The sequence below is a fragment of the Rathayibacter sp. CAU 1779 genome, from assembly GCF_054551755.1.
In genome coordinates, this window is sequence record NZ_JBTOLK010000003.1 from 204,598 (window position 1) to 225,645 (window position 21,048).

The window sequence follows — 21,048 nt, forward strand, 5'->3', positions numbered from 1 at the left end:
ATCGTCACGGCGCTCAGCGGCGCGCGGCGACGATCTTCTCCTGGTCGACTTCGTCTTCCTCGATCGCCTCGTGCTCTTCGCTGCCGGGTCCGGCAAGCGGCTTGCCCTCGCCGGTCTGGAAGCCGCGCTTGAACTCGACGACCTCCTTCTCGAGCGTGGCGACCGTGTCGTCGTCGAGCACGTTGGTCTCGCGAAGGGTGTCGAGCACGGTGCTGTTGCGACGCAGGTGGTCGAGGAACTCCGACTCGAATCGGAGAATGTCCTCGACGGGCACGTCGTCGAGCTTTCCGTTCGTTCCCGCCCAGATGGAGACCACCTGCGACTCGACGGGGAACGGCGAGTACTGCGGCTGCTTGAGCAGCTCGGTGAGACGGGCGCCACGTGCGAGCTGGCGGCGGGATGCGGCATCCAGGTCGGAAGCGAACATCGAGAACGCCTCGAGTGCGCGGTACTGGGCGAGCTCCAGCTTCAGCGTTCCCGAAACCTTCTTGATCGACTTCACCTGCGCGTCACCACCGACGCGGGACACCGAGATGCCCACGTCGACGGCCGGACGCTGGTTCGCGTTGAAGAGGTCGGACTGCAGGAAGATCTGGCCGTCCGTGATGGAGATGACGTTCGTCGGGATGTACGCCGACACGTCGTTCGCCTTGGTCTCGATGATGGGCAGACCCGTCATCGAGCCGGCGCCGAGTTCGTCCGACAGCTTCGCGCAACGCTCCAGCAGGCGCGAGTGCAGGTAGAACACGTCGCCCGGGTAGGCCTCACGTCCCGGCGGACGGCGCAGCAGCAGCGAAACGGCACGGTACGCCTCAGCCTGCTTGGACAGGTCGTCGAAGATGATCAGCACGTGCTTGCCTGCATACATCCAGTGCTGTCCGATGGCAGAACCGGTGTACGGGGCGAGGTATTTGAAGCCGGCCGGGTCGGAAGCAGGAGCGGCGACGATGGTCGTGTACTCCATGGCTCCTGCGTCTTCGAGCGCGCCCTTGACGGAGGCAATCGTCGAGCCCTTCTGGCCGATGGCGACGTAGATGCAGCGGACCTGCTTGTTCGGGTCGCCGGACTCCCAGTTCGCCTTCTGGTTGATGATCGTGTCGATCGCGATGGCCGTCTTGCCGGTCTGGCGGTCGCCGATGATCAGCTGGCGCTGTCCGCGACCGATCGGGATCATGGCGTCGATGGCCTTGATGCCGGTCTGCAGCGGCTCGTGCACGCTCTTACGCTGCATGACGCCGGGCGCCTGAAGCTCGAGCGCGCGACGTCCCTCCGTGACGATCTCGCCGAGACCGTCGATCGGGTTGCCCAGCGGGTCGACGACGCGACCCAGGTAGCCGTCACCCACCGCGACGGAGAGGACCTCTCCGGTGCGGGTGACTTCCTGGCCCTCCTCGATGCCGGCGAACTCGCCGAGGACGACGACACCGATCTCGTTCTCGTCCAGGTTGAGGGCGAGACCGAGGGTGCCGTCGCCGAAGCGCACGAGCTCATTGGCCATGACGCCGGGCAGGCCCTCGACGTGTGCGATGCCGTCAGCGGCGTCCAGCACGTGGCCGACCTCGGTCGCCTCGGCCGATGTCGGCTCGTACGAGTCCACGAAGTCTTTGAGCGCAGCGCGGATCTCGTCGGGGCTGATGGTCAGATCTGCCATGATGTTCCTTCTTTGCTTGAGGCGGCTGAAGCCTCAGGGTTGTCGGGCTTTCTCAGCCCGCGAGCTTCTGGCGCACGTCGCCGAGACGCGCGGAGATCGAACTGTCGATGACGTCGTCACCGATCTGCACGCGAACGCCGCCGATCAGCGACGGTTGCACGACGGCGTTGACGACGAGGTCGCGCCCGTAGCGACGCGAAAGCGAACCGCGCAGGCGTTCGAGCTGCTCTCCATCGAGCGGTGCGGCGGTGATCACCGTCGCGAGCGTCGCTCCTGCCTGATCCGCGACGATCTCGGCCGCCCACCGAAGCGCCTCGCGGATGCTTCGACCGGCCGGTCGCTGCACGAGCTCTCGAACTATGGCGTGGGTGGCGTTCGACGACTTGTCTCCGAGAAGCCGGTCGACGAGCGCGACCTTGGCATCGACGGGACCGAGCTTGCTGCGCAGCGCGAGCTCGAGCTGCGCGTCCGAGCTCACCGCCCTTGCGACCTCGAACAGCTCGGCGTCGACGCGATCGGACGCATGTGCCGTCGAGGCAAGCGCGCGGATGCCGAGCTCCTCCAACCCGCCTGGCAGGTCGGCCGGATCAGACCAGCGTTGCGCGACGGCCTCTTCGAGAATCGACTGCGCCGACGCGGTGACCTTGCCGCCGAAGATGGCGCGAACGAGCGCCGTCTTCGCGGTCGGGTCAGCCGAGGCGTCGCCGAGAACACTCCTCAACTGCACGGACGAACCCGCTGTGCGGGCCGCCGAGAAGAGGTCCTCGGCCGTCTGACGATCCACGCCCTGTTGTGCCGCGAGCGTGGATCGCAGTGCACCGAGCGCACCAGTGGTCGCGCTGCCCATTACGCCTTCGATCCTGCCTTGTCGTCCTGCTCCAGCTCGGCGAGGAAGCGGTCGACGACGGCGGTGGCCGTCTTGTCGTCCTTGAGGCTTTCGCCGATCACGCCGGAGGCGAGGTCGATGGCCAGCGTGCCGACCTCGGCGCGCAGTGCGACGGATGCCGCCGTGCGCTCCGCCTCGATCTGCACCTGGGCGTTCCGCGTGATGCGGTCTGCCTCGGCCGTCGCCTGGTCACGATGCTCGGCGACGATGCGCTTGCCCTCGTCGCGGGCCTGCTCACGGATGTGGGCCGCCTCGCTGCGGGCATCCGCGAGCTGAGCCGTGTACTCCTCGAGCAGCGCCTCGGCCTTGTTCTGCGCCTCGTCCGCCTTCGCGATGTTGCCCTCGATCGCCTCTGCCCGCTCGTCGAGCAGCTTCCGCATGCGCGGGAGCCCGAGCCTCCAGAAGAAGATGAGGATGACGACGAAGCACAGCGCCGACCAGACGAGGTCGGACACCGACGGGATCAGAGGATTCGTGGCCTCTTCCGCCGCTGTGACGACTGCGTGAATCATCACGCCTCCTTATCGGTGCCGGGTGTCTTAGGACGTGAAGATGAAGTAGGTCGCGATACCGATGAGCGCGAGCGCCTCGGTGAAGGCGATACCCAGCCACATCAGAACCTGCAGACGGCCGGCGAGCTCGGGCTGGCGAGCGATCGACTCGATCGTCTTGCCGACGACGATGCCCACGCCGATGGCCGGGCCGATGGCAGCAAGACCGTATCCGACGGTCGCGATGTTTCCGCTGATCGCAGCGACAACGGTGGTTGCGTCCACGTTGTTTTCCTTCCGTGATGGTGAACGGCGCCTTGGCCGTTCTTTTAGTGCTCCTCGGCCAGCGCGAGCTGGATGTAGACCGAGCTGAGCAGAGTGAAGATGTACGCCTGCAGGACGGCGACCAGGACCTCGAAGAGCGTGAAGACGAATCCGAGGGCCAGAGTGCCGACGCCGAACAGTTTGAAGAATCCGGGTGCGGTGAAGAAGAAGAACGTCGTTCCGCTGAAGAACAGCACCAGGAGCAGGTGACCGGAGATCATGTTGAACGTGAGTCGGAGGACCAGCGTGATCGGCCGGAGGATGAAGGTCGAGAAGAACTCGATCGGCGTCACGATGAGGTACAGCGGCCACGGCACACCGGCCGGGAAGAGCGCGTTCTTGAAGAACCCGGCCGGGTGCTTCTTGATGCCCGCGTACATGAACATCACGTACGACACGACGGCCAGAACGATCGGGACGCCGATCACCGACGTTCCCGCGACGTTCAGGAACGGCACGACACCGGTGAGGTTCATGAACAGGATCATGAAGAACATCGAGGTCAGGATCGGCAGGAACCGACGACCGTCCTTGCGCCCGAGCAGGTCTTCCGAGATGTTGATGCGCGCGAAGTCGAGCGCCATCTCCACGATGGACTGGAAGCGACCGGGCACGATGCGCATCTTGCGCGTTCCCAGCCAGAACACGAGGAGGAGAGCGATGACCGCCACGAACCGCACGAGCATGATGCGGTTGATCTCGAACGGCGTTCCCTCGAAGAAGAGCACCGGAGGAAAGAACTCGTCGATCGACGGTCCGTGGAAGGTTCCATCACCATCGGCGGCGTGGACCAGCAGGTTCACAGCGTTAGCTAACAGCGCTATCTCCTGATTCGAGGGCGTCGAGCTGAGCTCAATGCGACGATGAACAATTACCAAGACATCGCGCCCTGCGCGAATACTCGCGGGGCATGACGGGGGAAATCTTCGAACAACTGTACCGGAGATTCCGTCTTGTAACGAATCGATATGAATCGGTCGGCCGCCGGCATCCGCTGCTTCGTGGAGGCCCGCGCGACGTGATTCTACGATCCGTCGAAAACGATTCTACGGTATGTCGAAGAGCGATCTGACCACTTTCGCAGGATCGGGTCGCCGACCCGGCGGAACGTCGGCGGATCGACCGTCTACGACCGGCCGCCGGGGAGTCGGGCGTCGCTCGCGTACGGCATCCGGGACCTCAGCACGACGACCACGTCGACCACCAGCGAACCGATGACGCCGACGATGAGACTCAGGAACATCACGAGCGGATTCACCCACGGCTGACCCTTGAGAACGACGGCGATCACGATGAACAGCACGAATTTGACGATCCAGCCGCCGAGCACGATGCCGAAGAACACCCCGACGAACAGGTCGCTGCCCGAGAACCGGTTGGCGAGCAGGATGCTGCCGGCCGTGATCCCGAGATAGACGACAGCGAGCGCCGTGCCGATCAGGGCGCTCGCCACTCCGCTCCAGCCGTCGAGCACGCCACCGATCACGCCGGCGACGACGGCGATCACGAGCGCGAGCAGGCCACCCCAGACCAGTGCGGTCTTCAAGATGGGGTTGGATGCCGGCGGACGATGCTCGGCGGACGGAGTCCCGCCGAGCACGGTCTGCGCCGCATCGTTCTGCGCCGACGAGTTCTGCGCAGCCGCCTGCGTGGCCGAGGTGTCGGGGGCCGAAGGATCCTGCGAGTGCGGGTCCTGGGGCTGCTGGTCGGTCACGAGGCGCGTTCCTTCTGTTGCTGATTCGGGGTCTGTTGGTGGTTCGGAGCCCCAGAGGCGCTGATCGGCCGGTGCGCAGACGGTCCGTGACCGGACTCGGATGCCGCATCGAGCGGATCGAGCCGGGCAGCGGCATCCGCTCCGAGTGCGGTCACCGGCGTGAGTTCTGCGGCCGCCTCGGCGCTCTTGCGACGGCTCAACGGGGCGAGCGTGATGGCTGTGCACACGACGAGACCCACGCAGAGGAACACGATGGCCGGCCAGACGGGCTGGAAGAAGAAGAGCAGGCATCCGATGGAGACGACGGCGGTCCACGCGTAGAAGATGAGCACCGCGTGCAGGTGCGAATGGCCCATGTCGAGCAGGCGGTGGTGCAGGTGCTTGCGGTCGGCGCTGAACGGCGACTTGCCGGCTCGCACGCGCCGGAAGACTGCCAGTCCGAAGTCGAGCAACGGCACGACGAGCACGGCGAACGGCAGGATGATCGGGATGAACGCGGGGAACAGAGCCCTCGGGCCGCCCTGCTGGATGGACACCGGATCCAGCTGGCCCGTGACGGCGATGGCGGACGAGGCCATCAGGAGCCCCACCAGCAGAGCGCCGGTGTCGCCCATGAACATCTTGGCCGGATGCCAGTTCAGCGGCAGGAAGCCCGCGCATGCCCCGACCAGGATGATCGCGATGACCGACGCCAGGCTGAAGTAGTTGGACGGACTCGTCTTCACGGTGATCAGGTAGCTGTAGAGGAAGAACGCGCCGTTGGCGATGAGGGCGACGCCCGCGACGAGACCGTCGAGTCCGTCGATGAAGTTGATGGCGTTCATGACGAGCACGATCGCGAAGACGGTCATGATGACGCTCATCCAGGGCGAGCCGACCGTCACTCCCCCGCCAAGCGGCAACGAGTAGATCTGCACGCCGAGCCACGCGACGAGACCGGCCGCCACGAACTGGCCGGCGAGCTTCGTCATCCAGTCGAGATCCCACAGGTCGTCGGCGACGCCGATCACGACGATGAGCAGCGCAGCGCCCAGGATGGCGAGCACCGGCGTCGGATCGGAGAAAACGACGCCGAGCAGCGGACCGCCGAATCCCTGGAACACCAAGGAGAACAGGTAGGCGACGCCGAACGCGACGACGATGCCGAGGAACATCGCGACGCCGCCGAGTCGGGGCGTCGGCCGAGTGTGCACGTCGCGCTCGCGGATGCGCGGATACAGCTTGTACTTCAGCGCCACCCGCCACACCACGATCGACAGCACGAACGTGACGATCGCGGTGATCAGACCGATGACGAGAAGGAGGGTCATGTGGTCTGCTGATCCTCTGCGGATTCAAGCGCGTCGCCGACCACCTCGCGGAGCTGGTCGTCGCTGATGACGCCGTGGCGCAGGATGCGCAGCTTGCCGGTTCCGGATGCGAGTGCCGTGGCGTCGACGATGGTCGAGGAGGTCTCCTCCACCTCGGCGTCGGCGTAGTCGACACCGACCGTTCCGCCGTCGAGGTACACGCTCACGGCATCGCCGAGCATCGCCTCGGCCTCCTGCGCAGTCGTCGCCGCCGGCATGCCCGTCTTGTTGGCCGACGAGACGGCGAGCGGTCCGGTTGAACGCAGAAGGGCGAGTGCCACCGGGTTGTTCGGCATGCGGAGCGCGACGGTGCCCTGAGTCTCGCCGAGATCCCACGACAGGGAGGGCTGAGCTGGCAGGACGACGGTGAGTCCGCCCGGCCAGAAGGCGCCGGCCAGATCCCGCACCTCCTGGGGCACGGTCTCTGCGAGCGCATCGAGCGTCGTCAGGGCTGGGATGAGCACGGGAGGCGGGGACTGGCGTCCCCTCCCCTTCGCCGCGAGCAGCTGGGTGACGGCGTAGCCGCTGAAAGCGTCGGCGCCGATGCCGTACACGGTGTCGGTGGGAAGGACGATGAGGTCGCCGTTCTCGATCGCGGAACGCGCTTGCTTCGTGCCCTCGGCGAGGCCGTCGTCGTCGGAGCAGTCGTAAAAGGTGGTCATGACCGCTCGATTCTATGGGCGATTGAGGGGAAGGAGATGTGAGCGAGCTCGCGTCTCCTTCCCCGATCCAGTCCCAGAGCGGCCCAGCCGCGATATGGGCGATCGAGGTGAGCGCCCTGTGAGCTCCATCGCAAGGCCAACCCGATTGATCGGGACTTGCATTCTTACTGCTTACGTCGCACACTGTATACGCCATACACATTGCGTATGCGGTACGCAGTTCATTCCGTATCGCTCGCGAACATCCATCACTCCACGACATGCAAAGGAACACCGATGAACGACACGGTCACCTCCGCCGATGGCGGGGTCGTCGCGTACAAGACAGTTGGCACGGGACCCGACGTGGTGGTCATTCCCGGCGCCGTGAGCACGGCGGCGGACTACTCGCGATTCGCCGAGGCACTCGCCGGCCACGGCTTCACCGTGCACACGATCGAGCGGCGCGGTCGCGGCGGAAGCTGCCCGCAGGGCGCCGACTATTCGATCGCCACGGAATGCACGGACGTCGCCGCTCTCCTCGAGTGCACGGGGGCACGACTCCTCGTCGGACACAGCTACGGAGGCCTCATCGCGCTCGAAGTCGCCGCATCAACCGATCTCGCCGGGGTCGCCGTCTACGAACCCGGAGTCTCGATCGACGGCGCCATCCCGTCCGACTGGCTGGATGAGGCGCAGCGACGCCTGGATGACGACGATCCGGCCGGCGCCTTCGTGACGTTCGTCAAGGCGATGAACCCGGAAGCACAGGCGGCACCGGACGCCGTGCTCCTCCAGATGCTCCCTCAGGCCATGGGCGTGGAGGGATGGCAGCACAAGGTCGAGCTGATGGGTACGACGGTGAACGAACACCGCGAGGTGTCCCGGCTGAATGACACGTATGCGAAGTACGAGAACATCTCGGCCGATGTTCTGCTGATGTACGGCGGAAGCGGTGCGGGCACGGGACGCGAGACGCGCGACCGGCTGGCTGGAGTCATCCGCCGGGCAGCAACGCACGAGTTCGCCGAGCTCGACCATTTCGGCATCGACGAGAAGGACCCGGAGACGGTCGCCGCCGTGGTGGCGGGAGCCTTCGCCGCGCTCACCGCCTCGGCGAACGCATGAGATATCCACCCACGACACGCAACGGAAGGAAAGCGACATGACAGCGACACATCAGCCGCCGGCCATCGAGGTGTCCGGGCTGCGCAAGGCCTACGGCAAGCACACCGTGCTCGACGGCGTGGACTTCCACGTCGCACGCGCCGAGATCTACGCCTTGCTCGGGCCCAACGGGGCGGGCAAGACGACGACGGTGAACATCCTCTCCACACTCATCCGGCCCGACGCCGGCACGGCGAGAATCGCGGGCGTCGACGTGCTCGCCAGCCCGGCGCAGGCCAGGCGGATGTTCGCCCTCACCGGTCAGTACGCCTCCGTCGATGAGTTCCAGACCGGGACCGAGAACCTCGCCATGATGGCCGTGCTGAACCATCTGCCGGCATCCGAGAGGCGCTCCAGGGTCACACGGCTCCTCGAAGCGTTCGACCTGGTCGATGCCGCGGACAAGAAGGTCTCCGGCTACTCGGGCGGGATGCGCAGGCGCCTCGACCTGGCGATCAGCCTGGTCGCCACGCCGCCCGTGCTCTTCCTCGACGAACCGACGACCGGACTTGATCCGCGCAGCAGAGCGCAACTGTGGTCGCTGGTCGAGGAGCTCGCGGCGGCGGGCACGACCATCCTCCTCACCACCCAGTACCTCGACGAGGCCGAACGGCTCGCCGACCGGGTCGGGGTCATCGACGACGGCGTCATCGTCGCCGCCGGTACCCCTGACGAGCTCAAATCCCAGGTGAGCGGGGACCACATCGTGTTCTCGTTCGGGACCAGGGAGGACGTCGCGGAGGCGGGGCGCCTCGCGGCGGGCGGATGGGAGGTCGAGATCGACGACGACGACCTGACTGTGCGGATGCCGACGGCGGACGCCGTGGAGGACATCCGGGCGTACCTCGCCCGGACGGCCGCGGCGGGCATCCAGGTGACCGACATCGCGATCGTCGGCCCCACCCTCGACGACGTGTTCCTCACGCTGACCGGACGCGCCACATCCTCGAGCAGTGCCGCCGAAGGCACAGACACCCGCAACGAGAAGGAGAAGGCAGCATGACCACCATCACCATGGCGCCGGAGGCGACGGCCGTCCGCGGCCAGGGATTCGGCACGGGCGTGTCCGACATCGTCGCGATGGCCGGACGCGAGGTACGGCGCACGCTGCGCAGCGTGGACTCGCTGGTCACCGCGTTCGCGATCCCGGTGTCGATCATGCTCGTCTTCGTCGTGATCTTCGGCGGCGCCATCGAGTCGGATGGCGACTACGTGAACTACGTCGTGCCGGGCACGCTCGTGCTGTGCCTCGGACTCGGCGCGGCGAGCTCCGCCGTCGGCGTCGCGCAGGATGTCGCGACAGGCACCGTCAACAGGTTCAAGACACTGCCCGTGCTGGGGTCGGCCGTGCTCTACGGTCACGTGATCGCGAGCGTTCTACGCAACATCGCGGCATCCGTGCTGGTCGTCGGCGTCGCGCTGCTGCTCGGATACCGGCCGGGCGCCGACCTCGGCGGCTGGATCGCCGCCGTGCTCTTCGCCGTGCTCGTGATCGTCGCGTTCACATGGCTCAGCGTGCTGAGCGGGCTGCTGCTGAGCGTGGACGCCGCCGCGTCGATCAGCTTCGTGTTCCTCTTCCTCCCGTACGTCTCCAGCGGATTCGTCGCCGTGGACACCATGCCCGGCTGGCTGCACGGATTCGCCCAACACCAGCCGTTCACGCCGATCATCGAGACGCTGCGCGATCTGCTCAGCGGGACGGCGCCGGGCGGCACCTTGTGGGTGGCGCTCGCGTGGCTGGCGGGGATCCTGCTCGTCGGCGTCGTCGGATCGTCGCTCGTGTTCGGTCGGCGCGTCAAGGGCTGAGACGCACGACAGCCGACCCGCTGGTTGAGCCCGTCGAAACCAGACCACGCGGGTCGCCGGTCGAGCCCGTCGAGACCAGACCACGCGGGTCGCCGGTTTCGACGGGCTCGACCGGCGTCATCAGTGTGCGCCATAAGCTGAGACGACAGCCGCGTGAGACGCGAGGAGCGTGATGTCGGAGAACGAAGCATCCCCGGAGATAGCACTGCCGCACGCCGTAGCGCTGTCGTGGGGCGTTGCGGAGCGGCCGCAGCGCGGGCCGAAGCGCGAGCTCAGCATCGAGCGCATCGTCGAGGCAGCGATCGAGATCGCCGACGCAGAGGGACTCGGCGCGCTCTCCATGGCGAAAGTGGCGTCGGCACTCGGCTTCACGACCATGTCGCTCTACCGCTACGTGACGAGCAAGGACGATCTGCTCCTCCTCATGCAGGATGCGGCAGCCGCCGTCGAACTCCCAGAGCCGCCAGAGGACGACTGGCGCACCGGCCTCAAGCAGTGGACTCTGGCGAATGTCGAGGCGCTGCGGCGCCATCCGTGGTACAGCCAGATCCCGGTGACGGGAACGCCGATCACGCCGAACGTGATGCGACTCATCGACACGGCGCTGCGGGCACTGCGACCGGCGCACTTGAGCGACCACGAGAAGATGGCCTGCGTGCTGCTCGTCGCCTCGTACGCGCGCGCCGTCGGGAGTCTGCAAGCCGAGATCGACGACACGGGAGCCCCGTCCGAGGAGGTGAGCGGCGCCTCGTACGCACCGGCACTCGCCGCCCTCATCACGGAGGATCGGTTCCCCGACCTCGCGCCGGTCGTCTCGTCGGGCGCATACACGTCAGAGGACTACGACGACTTCGGGTTCGGCCTGGAGCGCGTGCTCGACGGGATCCAGCGCTACATCGACGAGTCATCGCATCCGGATGCCGCAGCCACAGACGCGGACGCGTCCGAGCCGAAAGGGTCGGCTCCGCACCTCGATCGCGAGGCGGAGGACGCCGCGCTGTACGCATCCGACAAGCGCGTCAAGGAGGCTGCCAAGGCCAGGCGGGAGGCCGAGAAGGCGCTTCGCGACGCGCGCAAACGCGAGCGGGAAGCCTTGCGCAACGCACGGGAGCGCGCCGAGAACGCGCGAGCCAAGGCCGCTCGTTGAACCACGGCTCGGCCCTCGCACCGCCCAGAGTCCGTCGGCTGCCCGTCCCGTGCCGCCTCGGCCCCGTGCTGCCTCGGCTTGTGCCGCCTCGCTGAGCGCCGCGCCGCTCAGCGCACGGCGGTGGTGACCCTGTCGCGCAGCGTCAGGTCGCGATGCGTCGCCGCAGCGCGCCAGTCGTCTGCCGTCAGGATGCCGCGCACTTCGGCCCCCTGATACTCGCCGTGCTCGATGGCGAGGAGTCCCCCTGGCCGCAGCAGCCGTAGCGCCCGCTGCGAGAGCACGCGCACGACATCCAGACCGTCCGCGCCGCCGTACAGCGCCACGGAGGGGTCGAAATGGCGCACCTCGGGATCCCGCGGGACAGCATCGTCCGGCACGTACGGCGGGTTGGATGCGACGACCGCAACGCGCCCGTCGAGTGCGGGAAGGGCATCCCCCAGGTCACCCTCGACGAGTTCCAGGTTGTCCGCCGCGACCTCGGCGACGTTGCGACGGGTCCAGACGAGCGCCTCGGGCGAGCGCTCGACCGCGTACACGCGCGCGTGCGGCACCTCGGTGGCCATGGCGAGTGCGATGGCGCCGCTGCCCGTTCCGAGGTCAACGCCGATCGGCTCCGGCTCGGCCGACGCACGCAGTGCATCGACGGCCAGCTGCGCCAAGAGCTCCGTCTCCGGCCGCGGGACGAAGACGCCCGGTCCGACCTGGAGGTCGAGCGACCGGAACGGGGCGCGGCCCGTGATGTGCTGCAGAGGCTCTCGCGTCGAGCGCCGCGCGACCAGCTCGCGAAAGAAGGATGCCTGTTCGGGCTGCACCGCGGCATCCGTCACGACGAGCGCCTGCACGCGACCCCGGCTCGCGTTCAGCACGTGGCCGGCGAGGAGCTCCGCGTCGACGACCGGATCCGGAACGCCCGCCCCAGCGAGCGTCTCGGCCGCCTCGCGCAGCAACAGCCGAAGCGGCGTCTCGTCGGCGGAGTCGCGTGCGGGAACACCGGCCGAATCGCCGGAAGAACGGGCGGCCGCCGCAGCATCCATGATGGTTCGTTCCTTCCGTCTGGCCTGCCCCGGCCATACACCATGCACCGCGACAGCCGGAGCGCAACGTCATAAATCGGAACGCGTCCGAGCGTCAAGAATAAGCTTCTCGGGAGGCCCTGGCATCGTCGCACGACCGCGCCGGGTGTGCCATCAACCCCAGTCAAGCGCAGTCCGAAAGGCAGGCCATGTCCGGCTCCATTCACTCCGACATCACCGAGGTCGTCGGCAAGACGCCGCTCGTCCGCCTCAACCGCGTGACAGACGGCGCCGACGCCACCGTGGTCGCGAAGCTCGAGTTCTACAACCCTGCCGCCAGCGTGAAGGACCGCATCGGCGTGGCGATCATCGACGCGGCGGAGAAGTCCGGCGAGCTGAAGCCGGGCGGCACCATCGTCGAGGGCACCAGTGGAAACACCGGCATCGCGCTCGCATTCGCCGCCGCCGCTCGCGGTTACAAGCTCATCATCACGATGCCGGAGACCGCCAGCAAAGAGCGCCGCGTGCTGCTGCGCGCCTACGGAGCCGAGGTGATCCTCACGCCGGGTGCCGACGGCATGCGCGGGGCCGTCGAGAAGGCGCAGGAGATCGTCGCGGGCACCGAGAACGCCATCTGGGCGAAGCAATTCGCGAACGAGGCCAACCCGGCCATTCACCGGGCGACAACAGGCCCCGAGATCTGGGAGGACACCGAAGGCGACATCGACGTGCTGGTCGCCGGGATCGGCACGGGCGGCACCATCACGGGAGCCGGCGGTTACCTGCGCGAAAAGAAGGCGGACATCCGCATCGTCGCGGTCGAGCCTGCGGAGTCGCCGATCCTCAACGGCGGACAGCCCGGACCGCACAAGATCCAGGGCCTCGGCGCCAACTTCGTGCCGGAGGTGCTCGACACCGACATCTACGACGAGGTGCTCGACGTGAACGCGGATGCCGCGATCGCGATGGCGCGGCGCCTCGCCGTCGAGGAGGGCATCCTCGGCGGCATCTCCTCGGGTGCCGCCGTGCACGCCGCCGTCGAGGTCGCGAAGCGTCCGGAGAACGCGGGCAAGACGATCGTCGTCGTCGTGCCCGACTTCGGCGAGCGCTACGTCTCCACGGTGCTGTACCAGGACCTGCTGGATTGAACTGTGTTGTCTGGTGCGCCGGTCCCTGCCCGGCGCACCGCGGTCGGCTAACGGCGTGGTCGCGTCCGGCGGCGTACGCGCCGCCGCCTCGAAGAGCGTGTCGCGAACCGCGCGCAACACCCTTCAGCCAGGCCCGGCGCACCGCGATCGGCTAACGGCGTGGTCGCGCCAGGCGGCGCACACACCGCCGCCTCGCAGAGCACGTCGCGAACCACGCACAGTGCACAGGGACACGCCAGCGCGAGACGCAGTCGGCAGACAATGCATCGCGCCCGGCAGTCGAATCGGCTGCCGGGCGCGACCATGAGCGGCCGGGAGACCGCCATACGATGGAGTGACCGTGAGATCCCGCAGGCGCGAAGAGTCTCACCGGATGCCACGAGGAAGGCTTCGATGACGGTACTCTGCCGGATGCGCGAGGACATCGAGAACGCGCGCAGGCACGATCCTGCTGCGCGCAGCGACCTCGAGATCATGCTGTCGTACTCGGGCCTGCACGCCATCTGGCTGTACCGCATAGCGCATCGCTGGTGGATCTCCCCCGGCCTGAAGCTGCCAGCTCGCCTCCTCTCGCAGTTCGCCCGATTCCTCACCGGCATCGAGATCCATCCGGGCGCGCGCATCGGACGCCGGTTCTTCATCGACCACGGCATGGGCGTCGTGATCGGCGAGACGACGATCGTCGGCGACGACGTCATGCTTTACCACGGAGTCACGCTCGGCGGGAAGTCCAGGGGACACGGCAAACGGCATCCCACCCTGCAGAGCGGCGTCGTGGTCGGCGCGGGCGCGAAGGTACTGGGCGACATCGTGCTGGGCGCGCGATCGGTCGTCGGCGCGAACGCGGTCGTCGTCAAGTCGTCGCCGCCGGACTCGGTGCTGACGGGCATCCCCGCGCACGCGCGACCGATGGACACCCCGCACCACCTCGCCCAGACCCGCGAAGACGAGGCGTGGCTCGACCCCGGCATCTACATCTGATTGAGGCGAGAGGGGAGCGAGCTTGCTCGCTTGCCCGAGCCGATTGAAGATGTCGAGCGATGAAGCCGCGACCACATCTGAGGTGACGCGGATGGCGCGCACGCCCGCGACGCGCGCTGATCCGGGCGAGATGACGTCAACGGGACCGGCCGCGCGCCGACAGCCTGTGCCAGAGACGCAGCAGCGTACGGCGGAAGTACCAGACCGCGGCGAGCACGAGCAGGACGATCGGCAACGCCTCCGGCGCGGCGAGGAACGTTCCGAGAAGGATCTCGAGCACCTCGAAGCCGACGAGCGAGGCGGCTGCCACCCACACCCATCCGCTGAAGAGGGCGAGGCGCAGGCGCGCTCGTCGGACCCCGCGCGCGATGAGCAGCAATGCGAGTCGTGCTCGCCGGGCGGAACGACGACGAGTGGGCGATGGTGTGGAACTGGACATGGAACTCCGAATGCGAGGCGAGCTGGGTCGGTGGGAACCGCCCACGACGGCCACTTCGCTCGTCCGGAGACCCGGAGAGCCGATCAGCGCGTGCTGTCGCGGGTGAGAACGAGCCCACTGCCCGGCGCACGCGGACCCCGACCGCCGACGCGGTGCGGGCGGCCGCTCGGAACATCGAGATGGCTGCTCCCAGCCTGATGCTCACCGGCGACCGAGGGGGCGCGTGCCGCTCGATGCGCCGCGATCAGCGCGTCGCGCACGGCAAACCCTGCGACGGCCGCGAGCATACCTATGGTGACGGCGATCGCCACGATCGTCAGCGAGGTCGGCTCGGCGTCGACGCTCAGCCGGATCCACGTGTCGGCGACGACCAGCCAGGTCAGCAGCACTGTGCCGACGCCCGCCATCACGCTTCTGTTACGCATCCCGTGCACACTACCGCGCTGCCGCCGGAATCGGAGTCGACCGTCTGCACGCCGAGAAGATGCCGGAGCACCGTGATGACGCCCTCTTCGGTGTTGGACGGAGCGCGGAATCGCGCGACGCGCGCGATCTCCGGATGAGCGTTCGCCACCGCATACGAGAGGTCGGCGACCTCCAGCATCTCGAGATCGTTCAGGTAGTCGCCGAATGCGGCGGTCTGGGCGGGCGTGACATCGAGGGCCAGCTGCAGAGCACGCAGGGCCGTTCCCTTGTTGACGTCAGCCGCCATGATGTCCACCCAGTGTCCGCCTGAGACGACGACCTGGTGTTCAGGGCGGTGACGGGCGAGTGTCGGCTCGACGTCGCGTTCGATGTCCCCGAATTCGAAGACGGCGATCTTGATGACGTCATCGGCGTGATCGGAGAGATCTCGAACCGTCTCACGGGAGTAGTAGTACTTGGCGGTCTCCTCGAGGAAGGGCGGGTCGTCGCGATCGGTGTAGGCGACATCCTTGCCGCAGAGCACGACGCCGGCGTCGATGCCGTCCCGCACCAGTCGACGAACGTCGTCGATCACGGTTCGCACGAACGAAGGCTCCAGCGTCGAGGAGCTCACCTCCTGCCCGTCGTGGACGACGTACGCGCCGTTCTCGGCGATGAAGGAGAGCTCGCCGGCGACGGAATGGAACGTGTGCCTGAGCGTGGCATACTGGCGCCCGCTCGCCGGGACGAACGCGATCCCGCGCTCGCGCATCACCGTCAGCAGGGGCCACAGCCGGTCGGGCACGCGTCCCTGCTCGTCGAGGAGGGTGCCGTCCATGTCGGCGGCGACCAAGCGGAGATCGGGAAGCGTCACCGTTCGAGCGTAACCGGAGCGATCAGGACGTACCGTTCCCGGGTCGGGCGTCTTCACCTGTGTCCGTGTCAGTGGTCGTGGCGTCCCACCACGCAAGGGCAAGTGCCGCAGAGAACGTCAGCCACTTCGACGGCTCGCCCTCCGGCACGTCCACGTCGAACCAGACCTTGCCGTCGTCGCGGCGCCCCTGAAGCCACGTTCCGTCTGCCGTGCGTGCCGAGCGGATGACGTCGACGGCATCCGCCAATCGAGGATCCGGTGGGGTTCCATCGAACAGCGCCGCCTCACGGAAGTAGTCGACGGCCTTGATCGCCGAGCAACGCCAACGCAGCGGATACGAGAACTCGTCGGTCCACTCCCCCACCCGCTGCCCCGTCGACTTGCGATACAGCAGGCGGCGTTCGAGCAGGTACTCCTCACCGCCGTGCCTCGCCTCCGTGAGAGCGGGCGTGCTGCCCACCGCCTTCTGGTAGTAGAGGATGCCGCGCAGCGCGTTGAGCGTGGAATGGAACGACGAGCGCACCGAGCCCTCGACCCACTCGCAGTTCCAGCCGCCGTCGGCGAGACGGTGCTCCGGAAACCACGCGGCGAGCCCGGACACGTCGGCGCCGAGCCACGCGCCGCTCGCCAGCGTGAACGAGTTGATGCAGACGTCCACCTCGCCGCCCCAGAACGGCAGGTCGTCGTACTCCCAACGTGCGTTGGCGTCGAGAAGATCGGCGGTGCCGGCGAGCGCATCGGCAGGCAGGCCCCAATCGCGGAGCGTGTTCAGCGTCCAGGTGGTCGCTGTCCACGGCTGCGGGGCGCCATCTTGCTGCGATTCGAACCAGGAGGTGCCTCCCGGGAAGAAGGCGCCGCCATCCCACTGGCCGTCGGGATCCTGCAGGGCGATCAGACGCGCGGCCATCCCTTCGGTCGCCATGCTCCGTCGCGTCCAACCCCACACCGATTCTGGCGCGCCCACGAGGTCTCGCTCGACCTGCCAGCGCAGGGCGGGATCCGAATCCAGCAGCCAGGTCGTCACCTTGTCGAGCAACTCCATGACGGGAACGCTACGACCGAGTACCGACAGCGCGACAGGGCTCCTAGACCTCGATGGTGAAGCCCAGCTCCTTGTCGCTGGCGGCGACGCCGCCACCACCCCAGTTCTCCCGGTCGCTCTCCCGCAACAGGATCGAGACCTTGTCGCGCGGGATGCCCAGCTGCTCCAGACGCTCCACGATCTCGCGATAGAGGTTGCGCTTCGCGTCGATCGAGCGTCCGGAGAAGCAGTCGATCGTGACACGCGTGTACTCGTCGGACGTCCCGGCGGCAAGGCCGTCCACCATGCGGTGCGGCGCATACGAGATGAGCCGGCTGAAGCGATCGTCTTCGGGGATCGTGAACGCCGCCACGAGCGCGCCATGGACGGCGTCGATGATGGCGACCTCTTCGTCGGAGGTGTAGTCGCGACGGACCTCGATCAGAACGCTCGGCATCCGCTCACGATAGCGGTACGCCGGCGTCGCAGGCGAGACGGGTGTACGGAATCAGCCCTCGTCGCCGAGCGCCGCCAACTGCGCCTCTTCGTCGGCCTGGATCGCGGAGTCGATCACCGGATCGAGCGCGCCGTTCATCACCTGGTCGAGGTTGTAGGCCTTGTATCCGGTGCGGTGGTCCGCGATGCGGTTCTCCGGGAAGTTGTACGTGCGGATGCGCTCCGAGCGGTCCATGCCACGGATCTGCGACTTGCGGGCGTCGGATGCCGCGGCATCCAGTTCCTCCTGCTGCTTCGCCAGCAGCCGGGCGCGCAGCACGCGCATGCCCGCCTCGCGGTTCTGGATCTGGGACTTCTCGTTCTGCATCGACACCACGATGCCGGTCGGCACGTGCGTGATGCGCACGGCGGAGTCCGTCGTGTTGACCGACTGGCCGCCGGGACCCGATGAGCGGAACACGTCGATCCGCAGGTCGTTCGGGTTGATCGCGATCTCTTCCGGCTCGTCGACCTCCGGGAAGACGAGCACGCCGGCCGTCGACGTCTGGATGCGTCCCTGCGACTCGGTCACGGGAACGCGCTGCACGCGGTGCACGCCGCCCTCGTACTTGAGGTGTGCCCACACGCCCTGGGCCGGATCGGGCGAGTTGCCCTTGATGGCGACCTGAACGTTCGTGTAGCCGCCGAGGTCGGTCTGGTCCTGCTCCAGCAGCTCGGTCTTCCAGCCCTTGGAGTCCGCGTAGTGCAGGTACATGCGCAGCAGATCCGCGGCGAACAGGGCGGACTCGGCACCACCGGCACCGCCCTTGATCTCCATGATCACGTCGCGTCCGTCATCCGGGTCGCGCGGAATGAGGAGTCGACGCAGCTTCTCCTGCGCGACGTCGCGGGCCTCCTCGAGCGACGGCACCTCCTCTGCGAAGGCCTCGTCCTCCTTGGCCAGCTCGCGTGCGGCATCCAGGTCGTCGCCGAGGTGCTTCCAGGACTCGTACGCCGCCTTGATCTGGCTCAGCTCCGCGTACCGGCGGTTGACCTTCTTCGCGCGCGCGGCGTCGGCGTGCAGCGCGGGGTCGGCGAGCTGCTCCTGCAACTGCTCATGCTCGTCGAGGAGGGTCTGGATGGAATCAAACACTTCGTGCGGCTTCCGTGCGATGGCGTGTGAGCGGAGAGGGGAAAGAGGGATGCCCACCACGGCATGCCCCGGTGCAGAGACATGCCGCGATGGGCATCGTTCGGTGGTTAGCGGTGGTCGTTCTCGTGTGCGTGCGAGTGCGCGACGCCGTGGCCCGAGGTGGGCGCCGGCATCGACTTCTGCATCTGCACGAGGAATTCCACGTTGGAGCTCGTCTCCTTGAGCTTGCCGAGCACGACCTCGAGCGCCTGCTGCGGGTCGAGGCCGGCGAGCGCGCGGCGCAGCTTCCAGGTGATCTTGACCTCGTCGGAGCTCATCAGCATCTCTTCGCGGCGCGTGCCGGACGCGTTCACGTCGACGGCCGGGAAGATCCGCTTGTCGGCGAGCTGACGCGAGAGGCGGAGCTCCGAGTTTCCGGTGCCCTTGAACTCCTCGAAGATGACCTCGTCCATCTTGGATCCGGTCTCGATGAGCGCCGTGGCCAGGATGGTGAGCGATCCGCCGTGCTCGATGTTGCGGGCGGCGCCGAAGAACCGTTTCGGCGGGTACAGCGCCGACGCGTCGACACCGCCGGAGAGGATACGACCGGATGCCGGCGCCGCCAGGTTGTAGGCGCGGCTGAGGCGGGTGATGGAATCGAGCAGCACGACAACGTCGTGTCCCAGCTCCACCAGGCGCTTCGCACGCTCGATGGCGAGTTCGGCGACCGTGGTGTGGTCCTCTGCAGGACGGTCGAACGTGGACGCGATGACCTCGCCCTTGACCGTGCGCTGCATGTCGGTGACCTCTTCGGGCCGCTCGTCCACGAGCACGACCATGAGGTGCACCTCGGGGTTGTTCGTGGTGATCGCATTCGCGATCTGCTGCATCACGATCGTCTTGCCGGCCTTGGGCGGGGCGACGATGAGGCCCCGCTGGCCCTTGCCGATCGGGGCGACCAGGTCGATGATGCGCTGCGTGAGCTTCGTCGGTTCCGTCTCCAGGCGCAGGCGCTCCTGCGGGTACAGCGGCGTGAGCTTGTTGAACTCGACGCGGTTCTGCGCCTCGTCGTTCGACTGGCCGTTGACGGAATCCACCTTGACGAGCGCGTTGTACTTCTGGCGCCCGGTGTTCTCACCCTCGCGCGGCTGGCGGATGGCCCCGACCACCGCGTCGCCCTTCCGCAGGTTGTACTTCTTCACCTGGCCGAGCGACACGTAGACGTCGCTCGGTCCCGGGAGGTAGCCGCTGGTGCGCACGAACGCGTAGTTGTCGAGCACGTCGAGGATGCCCGCAACGGGGATGAGCACGTCGTCGTCGAGGATCTCCGGCTCGACGTCGTCACCCGCTGCACCACGGCGCTTGCGGTCTCGGTAGCGGTTACGGCCGGCCTGGTCCCCGTCCTGCTGCTGGGCGGCGTTCTGACGCTGGCCCTGCTGGTTCTGCTGACTCTGCTGGCCGCGCTGGTTCTGGCCGCCCTGCTGACCCTGCTTCTGCTGGCTGCCCTGCTGGTTCTGGCCGTTCTGGTTCTGGCCGTTCTGCTGCTGAGCGTTCTGCTGGGTGTTCTGGCCCTGCTGCTCGCTGTCGCCCTGCTGGCCGTCCTGGCCGTTCTCGCCGCGACGGTTCTTGTTGCGGCCGCGGTTGCGGCGGCCCTGACGCGGCTGCTGCTCGCGCTGAGCCTCATCGGATGCCTGAGCGTCGCCCTCAGACTGCTCGGCGCCCTGCTCGGCACGCGCCTCGTCGGCGTTGCCGCCCTCGGTCGCGCTCTGCTTGGCGCCCGCGAAGTCGGATGCCGCACGCGGCTCACGCGCACGGGCACCGGCCGTCGAGTCGGTCGCCTGGTCTGCATCGCCGACGACCGCGTCACGGTCGTCGTTGCCGGCATCCACGGCCGGCAGACCCGCGTCGCCCGCGTTCACGTGCGCGCTGGCGGACACGGTGCGACCGCCGTCGACGCTGGTGACCCGCCGCGACCCGCGACGGGTGCGCGCCGGAGGGGTCTGGAGGTCGAGCGCTGCACGGAGTGCCGCCTCGGCCTCGGCAGGGCTGAGCCGCTGGTCGGGAGTCGTCGCTGCGGCGTCGTCCGCCTGCTGCGCGTCGTCTCGCGATCCGGAAGGCTGCGACGCCTGCGCGGCATCCGCAGGCTCGGCGGCCTGCTGCCCTGCGGACTGCTGCTCGGCTGCGGGAACGGCGACGTTCTCGGCGACGGGCTGCGCTGCATCCGTGGTCGGCTGGTCGATGGTCTGCGTCGTGGCGCGCGTGGCCTCGATGGCCGCGACGAGCTCGCCCTTGCGCAGCTTGGCCGCGCCGGGGATGCCGAGGCTCGTGGCGAGCGTCTGCAGCTGCGGAACGCGCAGCGACGACAGATCGAGATTGGGTTCCACGCCGTCGGCGTGGAGATTGACATCGGTCACTGAAGAGGAT

At 67.6% G+C, this 21,048-nt stretch carries 22 protein-coding genes; 6 read left to right on the forward strand and 16 right to left on the reverse strand.

The window, feature by feature from the left end:
• Nucleotides 1-13: 13 nt before the first annotated feature.
• From atpA to ACX9R5_RS15130, 8 genes are all read right to left on the reverse strand, one after another.
• Nucleotides 14-1,651, reverse strand: coding sequence for a F0F1 ATP synthase subunit alpha (gene atpA, locus ACX9R5_RS15095; RefSeq protein WP_459409866.1), 1,638 nt, complete (start codon nt 1,649-1,651; stop codon nt 14-16).
• 52 nt (nt 1,652-1,703) lie between these two features.
• Nucleotides 1,704-2,498, reverse strand: coding sequence for a F0F1 ATP synthase subunit delta (locus tag ACX9R5_RS15100; protein ID WP_459409867.1), 795 nt, complete (start codon nt 2,496-2,498; stop codon nt 1,704-1,706).
• Complete coding sequence (locus tag ACX9R5_RS15105; protein WP_459409868.1) at nt 2,498-3,049, reverse strand: F0F1 ATP synthase subunit B; 552 nt, start codon at nt 3,047-3,049, stop codon at nt 2,498-2,500. Before ACX9R5_RS15105 ends, ACX9R5_RS15100 begins: the two co-directional genes overlap by 1 nt.
• 27 nt (nt 3,050-3,076) lie before the next feature.
• Entirely contained in the window at nt 3,077-3,313 is a 237-nt protein-coding gene (atpE, locus tag ACX9R5_RS15110; protein ID WP_459409869.1) for an ATP synthase F0 subunit C, read from the reverse strand.
• A 44-nt stretch (nt 3,314-3,357) separates the two neighbouring features.
• The gene (gene atpB / locus ACX9R5_RS15115) at nt 3,358-4,155 is read right to left on the reverse strand and encodes a F0F1 ATP synthase subunit A (RefSeq protein WP_459409870.1); all 798 of its coding nucleotides are present in this window, start codon (nt 4,153-4,155) and stop codon (nt 3,358-3,360) included.
• A 323-nt stretch (nt 4,156-4,478) separates the two neighbouring features.
• Complete coding sequence (locus tag ACX9R5_RS15120; RefSeq protein WP_459409871.1) at nt 4,479-5,066, reverse strand: hypothetical protein; 588 nt, start codon at nt 5,064-5,066, stop codon at nt 4,479-4,481.
• On the reverse strand, nt 5,063-6,376 hold the full coding sequence (locus ACX9R5_RS15125; RefSeq protein WP_459409872.1) for an MraY family glycosyltransferase: 1,314 nt from the start codon (nt 6,374-6,376) through the stop codon (nt 5,063-5,065). The genes ACX9R5_RS15120 and ACX9R5_RS15125 overlap by 4 nt, the downstream gene beginning before the upstream one ends.
• Entirely contained in the window at nt 6,373-7,077 is a 705-nt protein-coding gene (locus ACX9R5_RS15130; protein ID WP_459409873.1) for an L-threonylcarbamoyladenylate synthase, read from the reverse strand. The genes ACX9R5_RS15125 and ACX9R5_RS15130 overlap by 4 nt, the downstream gene beginning before the upstream one ends.
• 276 nt (nt 7,078-7,353) lie before the next feature.
• On the opposite strand from ACX9R5_RS15130, the gene ACX9R5_RS15135 reads away from it, so the two are divergent.
• From ACX9R5_RS15135 to ACX9R5_RS15150, 4 genes are all read left to right on the forward strand, one after another.
• Nucleotides 7,354-8,184, forward strand: coding sequence for an alpha/beta hydrolase (locus ACX9R5_RS15135; protein WP_459409874.1), 831 nt, complete (start codon nt 7,354-7,356; stop codon nt 8,182-8,184).
• A gap of 37 nt (nt 8,185-8,221) precedes the next feature.
• Complete coding sequence (locus ACX9R5_RS15140) at nt 8,222-9,226, forward strand: ATP-binding cassette domain-containing protein (protein WP_459409875.1); 1,005 nt, start codon at nt 8,222-8,224, stop codon at nt 9,224-9,226.
• Nucleotides 9,223-10,029, forward strand: coding sequence for an ABC transporter permease (locus ACX9R5_RS15145; RefSeq protein ID WP_459409876.1), 807 nt, complete (start codon nt 9,223-9,225; stop codon nt 10,027-10,029). The genes ACX9R5_RS15140 and ACX9R5_RS15145 overlap by 4 nt, the downstream gene beginning before the upstream one ends.
• 172 nt (nt 10,030-10,201) lie before the next feature.
• Complete coding sequence (locus tag ACX9R5_RS15150) at nt 10,202-11,176, forward strand: TetR/AcrR family transcriptional regulator C-terminal domain-containing protein (protein WP_459409877.1); 975 nt, start codon at nt 10,202-10,204, stop codon at nt 11,174-11,176.
• Nucleotides 11,177-11,283: 107 nt separating this feature from the next.
• Here ACX9R5_RS15150 and prmC read toward each other — a convergent pair whose 3' ends face one another.
• Nucleotides 11,284-12,210 carry a peptide chain release factor N(5)-glutamine methyltransferase gene (gene prmC / locus ACX9R5_RS15155; RefSeq protein ID WP_459409878.1) on the reverse strand — a complete coding sequence of 309 codons (927 nt, stop codon included), beginning with the start codon at nt 12,208-12,210 and terminating at the stop codon, nt 11,284-11,286.
• Nucleotides 12,211-12,398: 188 nt separating this feature from the next.
• On the opposite strand from prmC, the gene cysK reads away from it, so the two are divergent.
• Together cysK and epsC are read left to right on the forward strand one after the other, a co-directional pair.
• Nucleotides 12,399-13,337 carry a cysteine synthase A gene (gene cysK, locus ACX9R5_RS15160; RefSeq protein ID WP_459409879.1) on the forward strand — a complete coding sequence of 313 codons (939 nt, stop codon included), beginning with the start codon at nt 12,399-12,401 and terminating at the stop codon, nt 13,335-13,337.
• 393 nt (nt 13,338-13,730) lie between these two features.
• Nucleotides 13,731-14,318, forward strand: a complete 588-nt coding sequence (gene epsC / locus ACX9R5_RS15165) for a serine O-acetyltransferase EpsC (RefSeq protein WP_459409880.1) — start codon at nt 13,731-13,733, stop codon at nt 14,316-14,318.
• 136 nt (nt 14,319-14,454) lie between these two features.
• On the opposite strand, the gene ACX9R5_RS15170 is transcribed toward epsC, so the two are convergent.
• The 7 genes from ACX9R5_RS15170 to rho all read right to left on the reverse strand — a co-directional run bounded on the left by ACX9R5_RS15170 (nt 14,455) and on the right by rho (nt 21,038).
• Complete coding sequence (locus tag ACX9R5_RS15170; protein ID WP_459409881.1) at nt 14,455-14,757, reverse strand: hypothetical protein; 303 nt, start codon at nt 14,755-14,757, stop codon at nt 14,455-14,457.
• A gap of 83 nt (nt 14,758-14,840) precedes the next feature.
• Entirely contained in the window at nt 14,841-15,182 is a 342-nt protein-coding gene (locus tag ACX9R5_RS15175; protein WP_459409882.1) for a hypothetical protein, read from the reverse strand.
• Nucleotides 15,164-16,036, reverse strand: coding sequence for a Cof-type HAD-IIB family hydrolase (locus ACX9R5_RS15180; RefSeq protein WP_459409883.1), 873 nt, complete (start codon nt 16,034-16,036; stop codon nt 15,164-15,166). The genes ACX9R5_RS15175 and ACX9R5_RS15180 overlap by 19 nt, the downstream gene beginning before the upstream one ends.
• A gap of 22 nt (nt 16,037-16,058) precedes the next feature.
• Complete coding sequence (locus ACX9R5_RS15185; RefSeq protein ID WP_459409884.1) at nt 16,059-17,078, reverse strand: squalene cyclase; 1,020 nt, start codon at nt 17,076-17,078, stop codon at nt 16,059-16,061.
• 43 nt (nt 17,079-17,121) lie between these two features.
• Nucleotides 17,122-17,514, reverse strand: a complete 393-nt coding sequence (locus ACX9R5_RS15190; protein ID WP_459409885.1) for a tautomerase family protein — start codon at nt 17,512-17,514, stop codon at nt 17,122-17,124.
• 51 nt (nt 17,515-17,565) lie between these two features.
• Nucleotides 17,566-18,645, reverse strand: coding sequence for a peptide chain release factor 1 (gene prfA, locus ACX9R5_RS15195; protein ID WP_459409886.1), 1,080 nt, complete (start codon nt 18,643-18,645; stop codon nt 17,566-17,568).
• A gap of 107 nt (nt 18,646-18,752) precedes the next feature.
• Nucleotides 18,753-21,038: a transcription termination factor Rho gene (gene rho, locus ACX9R5_RS15200; protein WP_459409887.1), complete on the reverse strand. Its 2,286-nt coding sequence runs from the start codon at nt 21,036-21,038 to the stop codon at nt 18,753-18,755.
• Nucleotides 21,039-21,048 lie beyond the last annotated feature (10 nt).

What these genes read in the sequence shown, in the direction of transcription:
- epsC (WP_459409880.1), top strand. Translation starts at nt 13,731, where the DNA reads ATGACGGTACTCTGCCGGATGCGCGAGGACATCGAGAACGCGCGCAGG.
- ACX9R5_RS15190 (WP_459409885.1), bottom strand. Translation starts at nt 17,514, where the DNA reads ATGCCGAGCGTTCTGATCGAGGTCCGTCGCGACTACACCTCCGACGAA.
- ACX9R5_RS15140 (WP_459409875.1), top strand. Translation starts at nt 8,222, where the DNA reads ATGACAGCGACACATCAGCCGCCGGCCATCGAGGTGTCCGGGCTGCGC.
- ACX9R5_RS15175 (WP_459409882.1), bottom strand. Translation starts at nt 15,182, where the DNA reads ATGCGTAACAGAAGCGTGATGGCGGGCGTCGGCACAGTGCTGCTGACC.
- ACX9R5_RS15135 (WP_459409874.1), top strand. Translation starts at nt 7,354, where the DNA reads ATGAACGACACGGTCACCTCCGCCGATGGCGGGGTCGTCGCGTACAAG.
- ACX9R5_RS15170 (WP_459409881.1), bottom strand. Translation starts at nt 14,757, where the DNA reads ATGTCCAGTTCCACACCATCGCCCACTCGTCGTCGTTCCGCCCGGCGA.
- atpA (WP_459409866.1), bottom strand. Translation starts at nt 1,651, where the DNA reads ATGGCAGATCTGACCATCAGCCCCGACGAGATCCGCGCTGCGCTCAAA.
- cysK (WP_459409879.1), top strand. Translation starts at nt 12,399, where the DNA reads ATGTCCGGCTCCATTCACTCCGACATCACCGAGGTCGTCGGCAAGACG.
- prmC (WP_459409878.1), bottom strand. Translation starts at nt 12,210, where the DNA reads ATGGATGCTGCGGCGGCCGCCCGTTCTTCCGGCGATTCGGCCGGTGTT.
- ACX9R5_RS15125 (WP_459409872.1), bottom strand. Translation starts at nt 6,376, where the DNA reads ATGACCCTCCTTCTCGTCATCGGTCTGATCACCGCGATCGTCACGTTC.
- ACX9R5_RS15105 (WP_459409868.1), bottom strand. Translation starts at nt 3,049, where the DNA reads ATGATTCACGCAGTCGTCACAGCGGCGGAAGAGGCCACGAATCCTCTG.
- ACX9R5_RS15130 (WP_459409873.1), bottom strand. Translation starts at nt 7,077, where the DNA reads ATGACCACCTTTTACGACTGCTCCGACGACGACGGCCTCGCCGAGGGC.
- ACX9R5_RS15150 (WP_459409877.1), top strand. Translation starts at nt 10,202, where the DNA reads ATGTCGGAGAACGAAGCATCCCCGGAGATAGCACTGCCGCACGCCGTA.
- ACX9R5_RS15145 (WP_459409876.1), top strand. Translation starts at nt 9,223, where the DNA reads ATGACCACCATCACCATGGCGCCGGAGGCGACGGCCGTCCGCGGCCAG.
- ACX9R5_RS15185 (WP_459409884.1), bottom strand. Translation starts at nt 17,078, where the DNA reads ATGGAGTTGCTCGACAAGGTGACGACCTGGCTGCTGGATTCGGATCCC.
- ACX9R5_RS15100 (WP_459409867.1), bottom strand. Translation starts at nt 2,498, where the DNA reads ATGGGCAGCGCGACCACTGGTGCGCTCGGTGCACTGCGATCCACGCTC.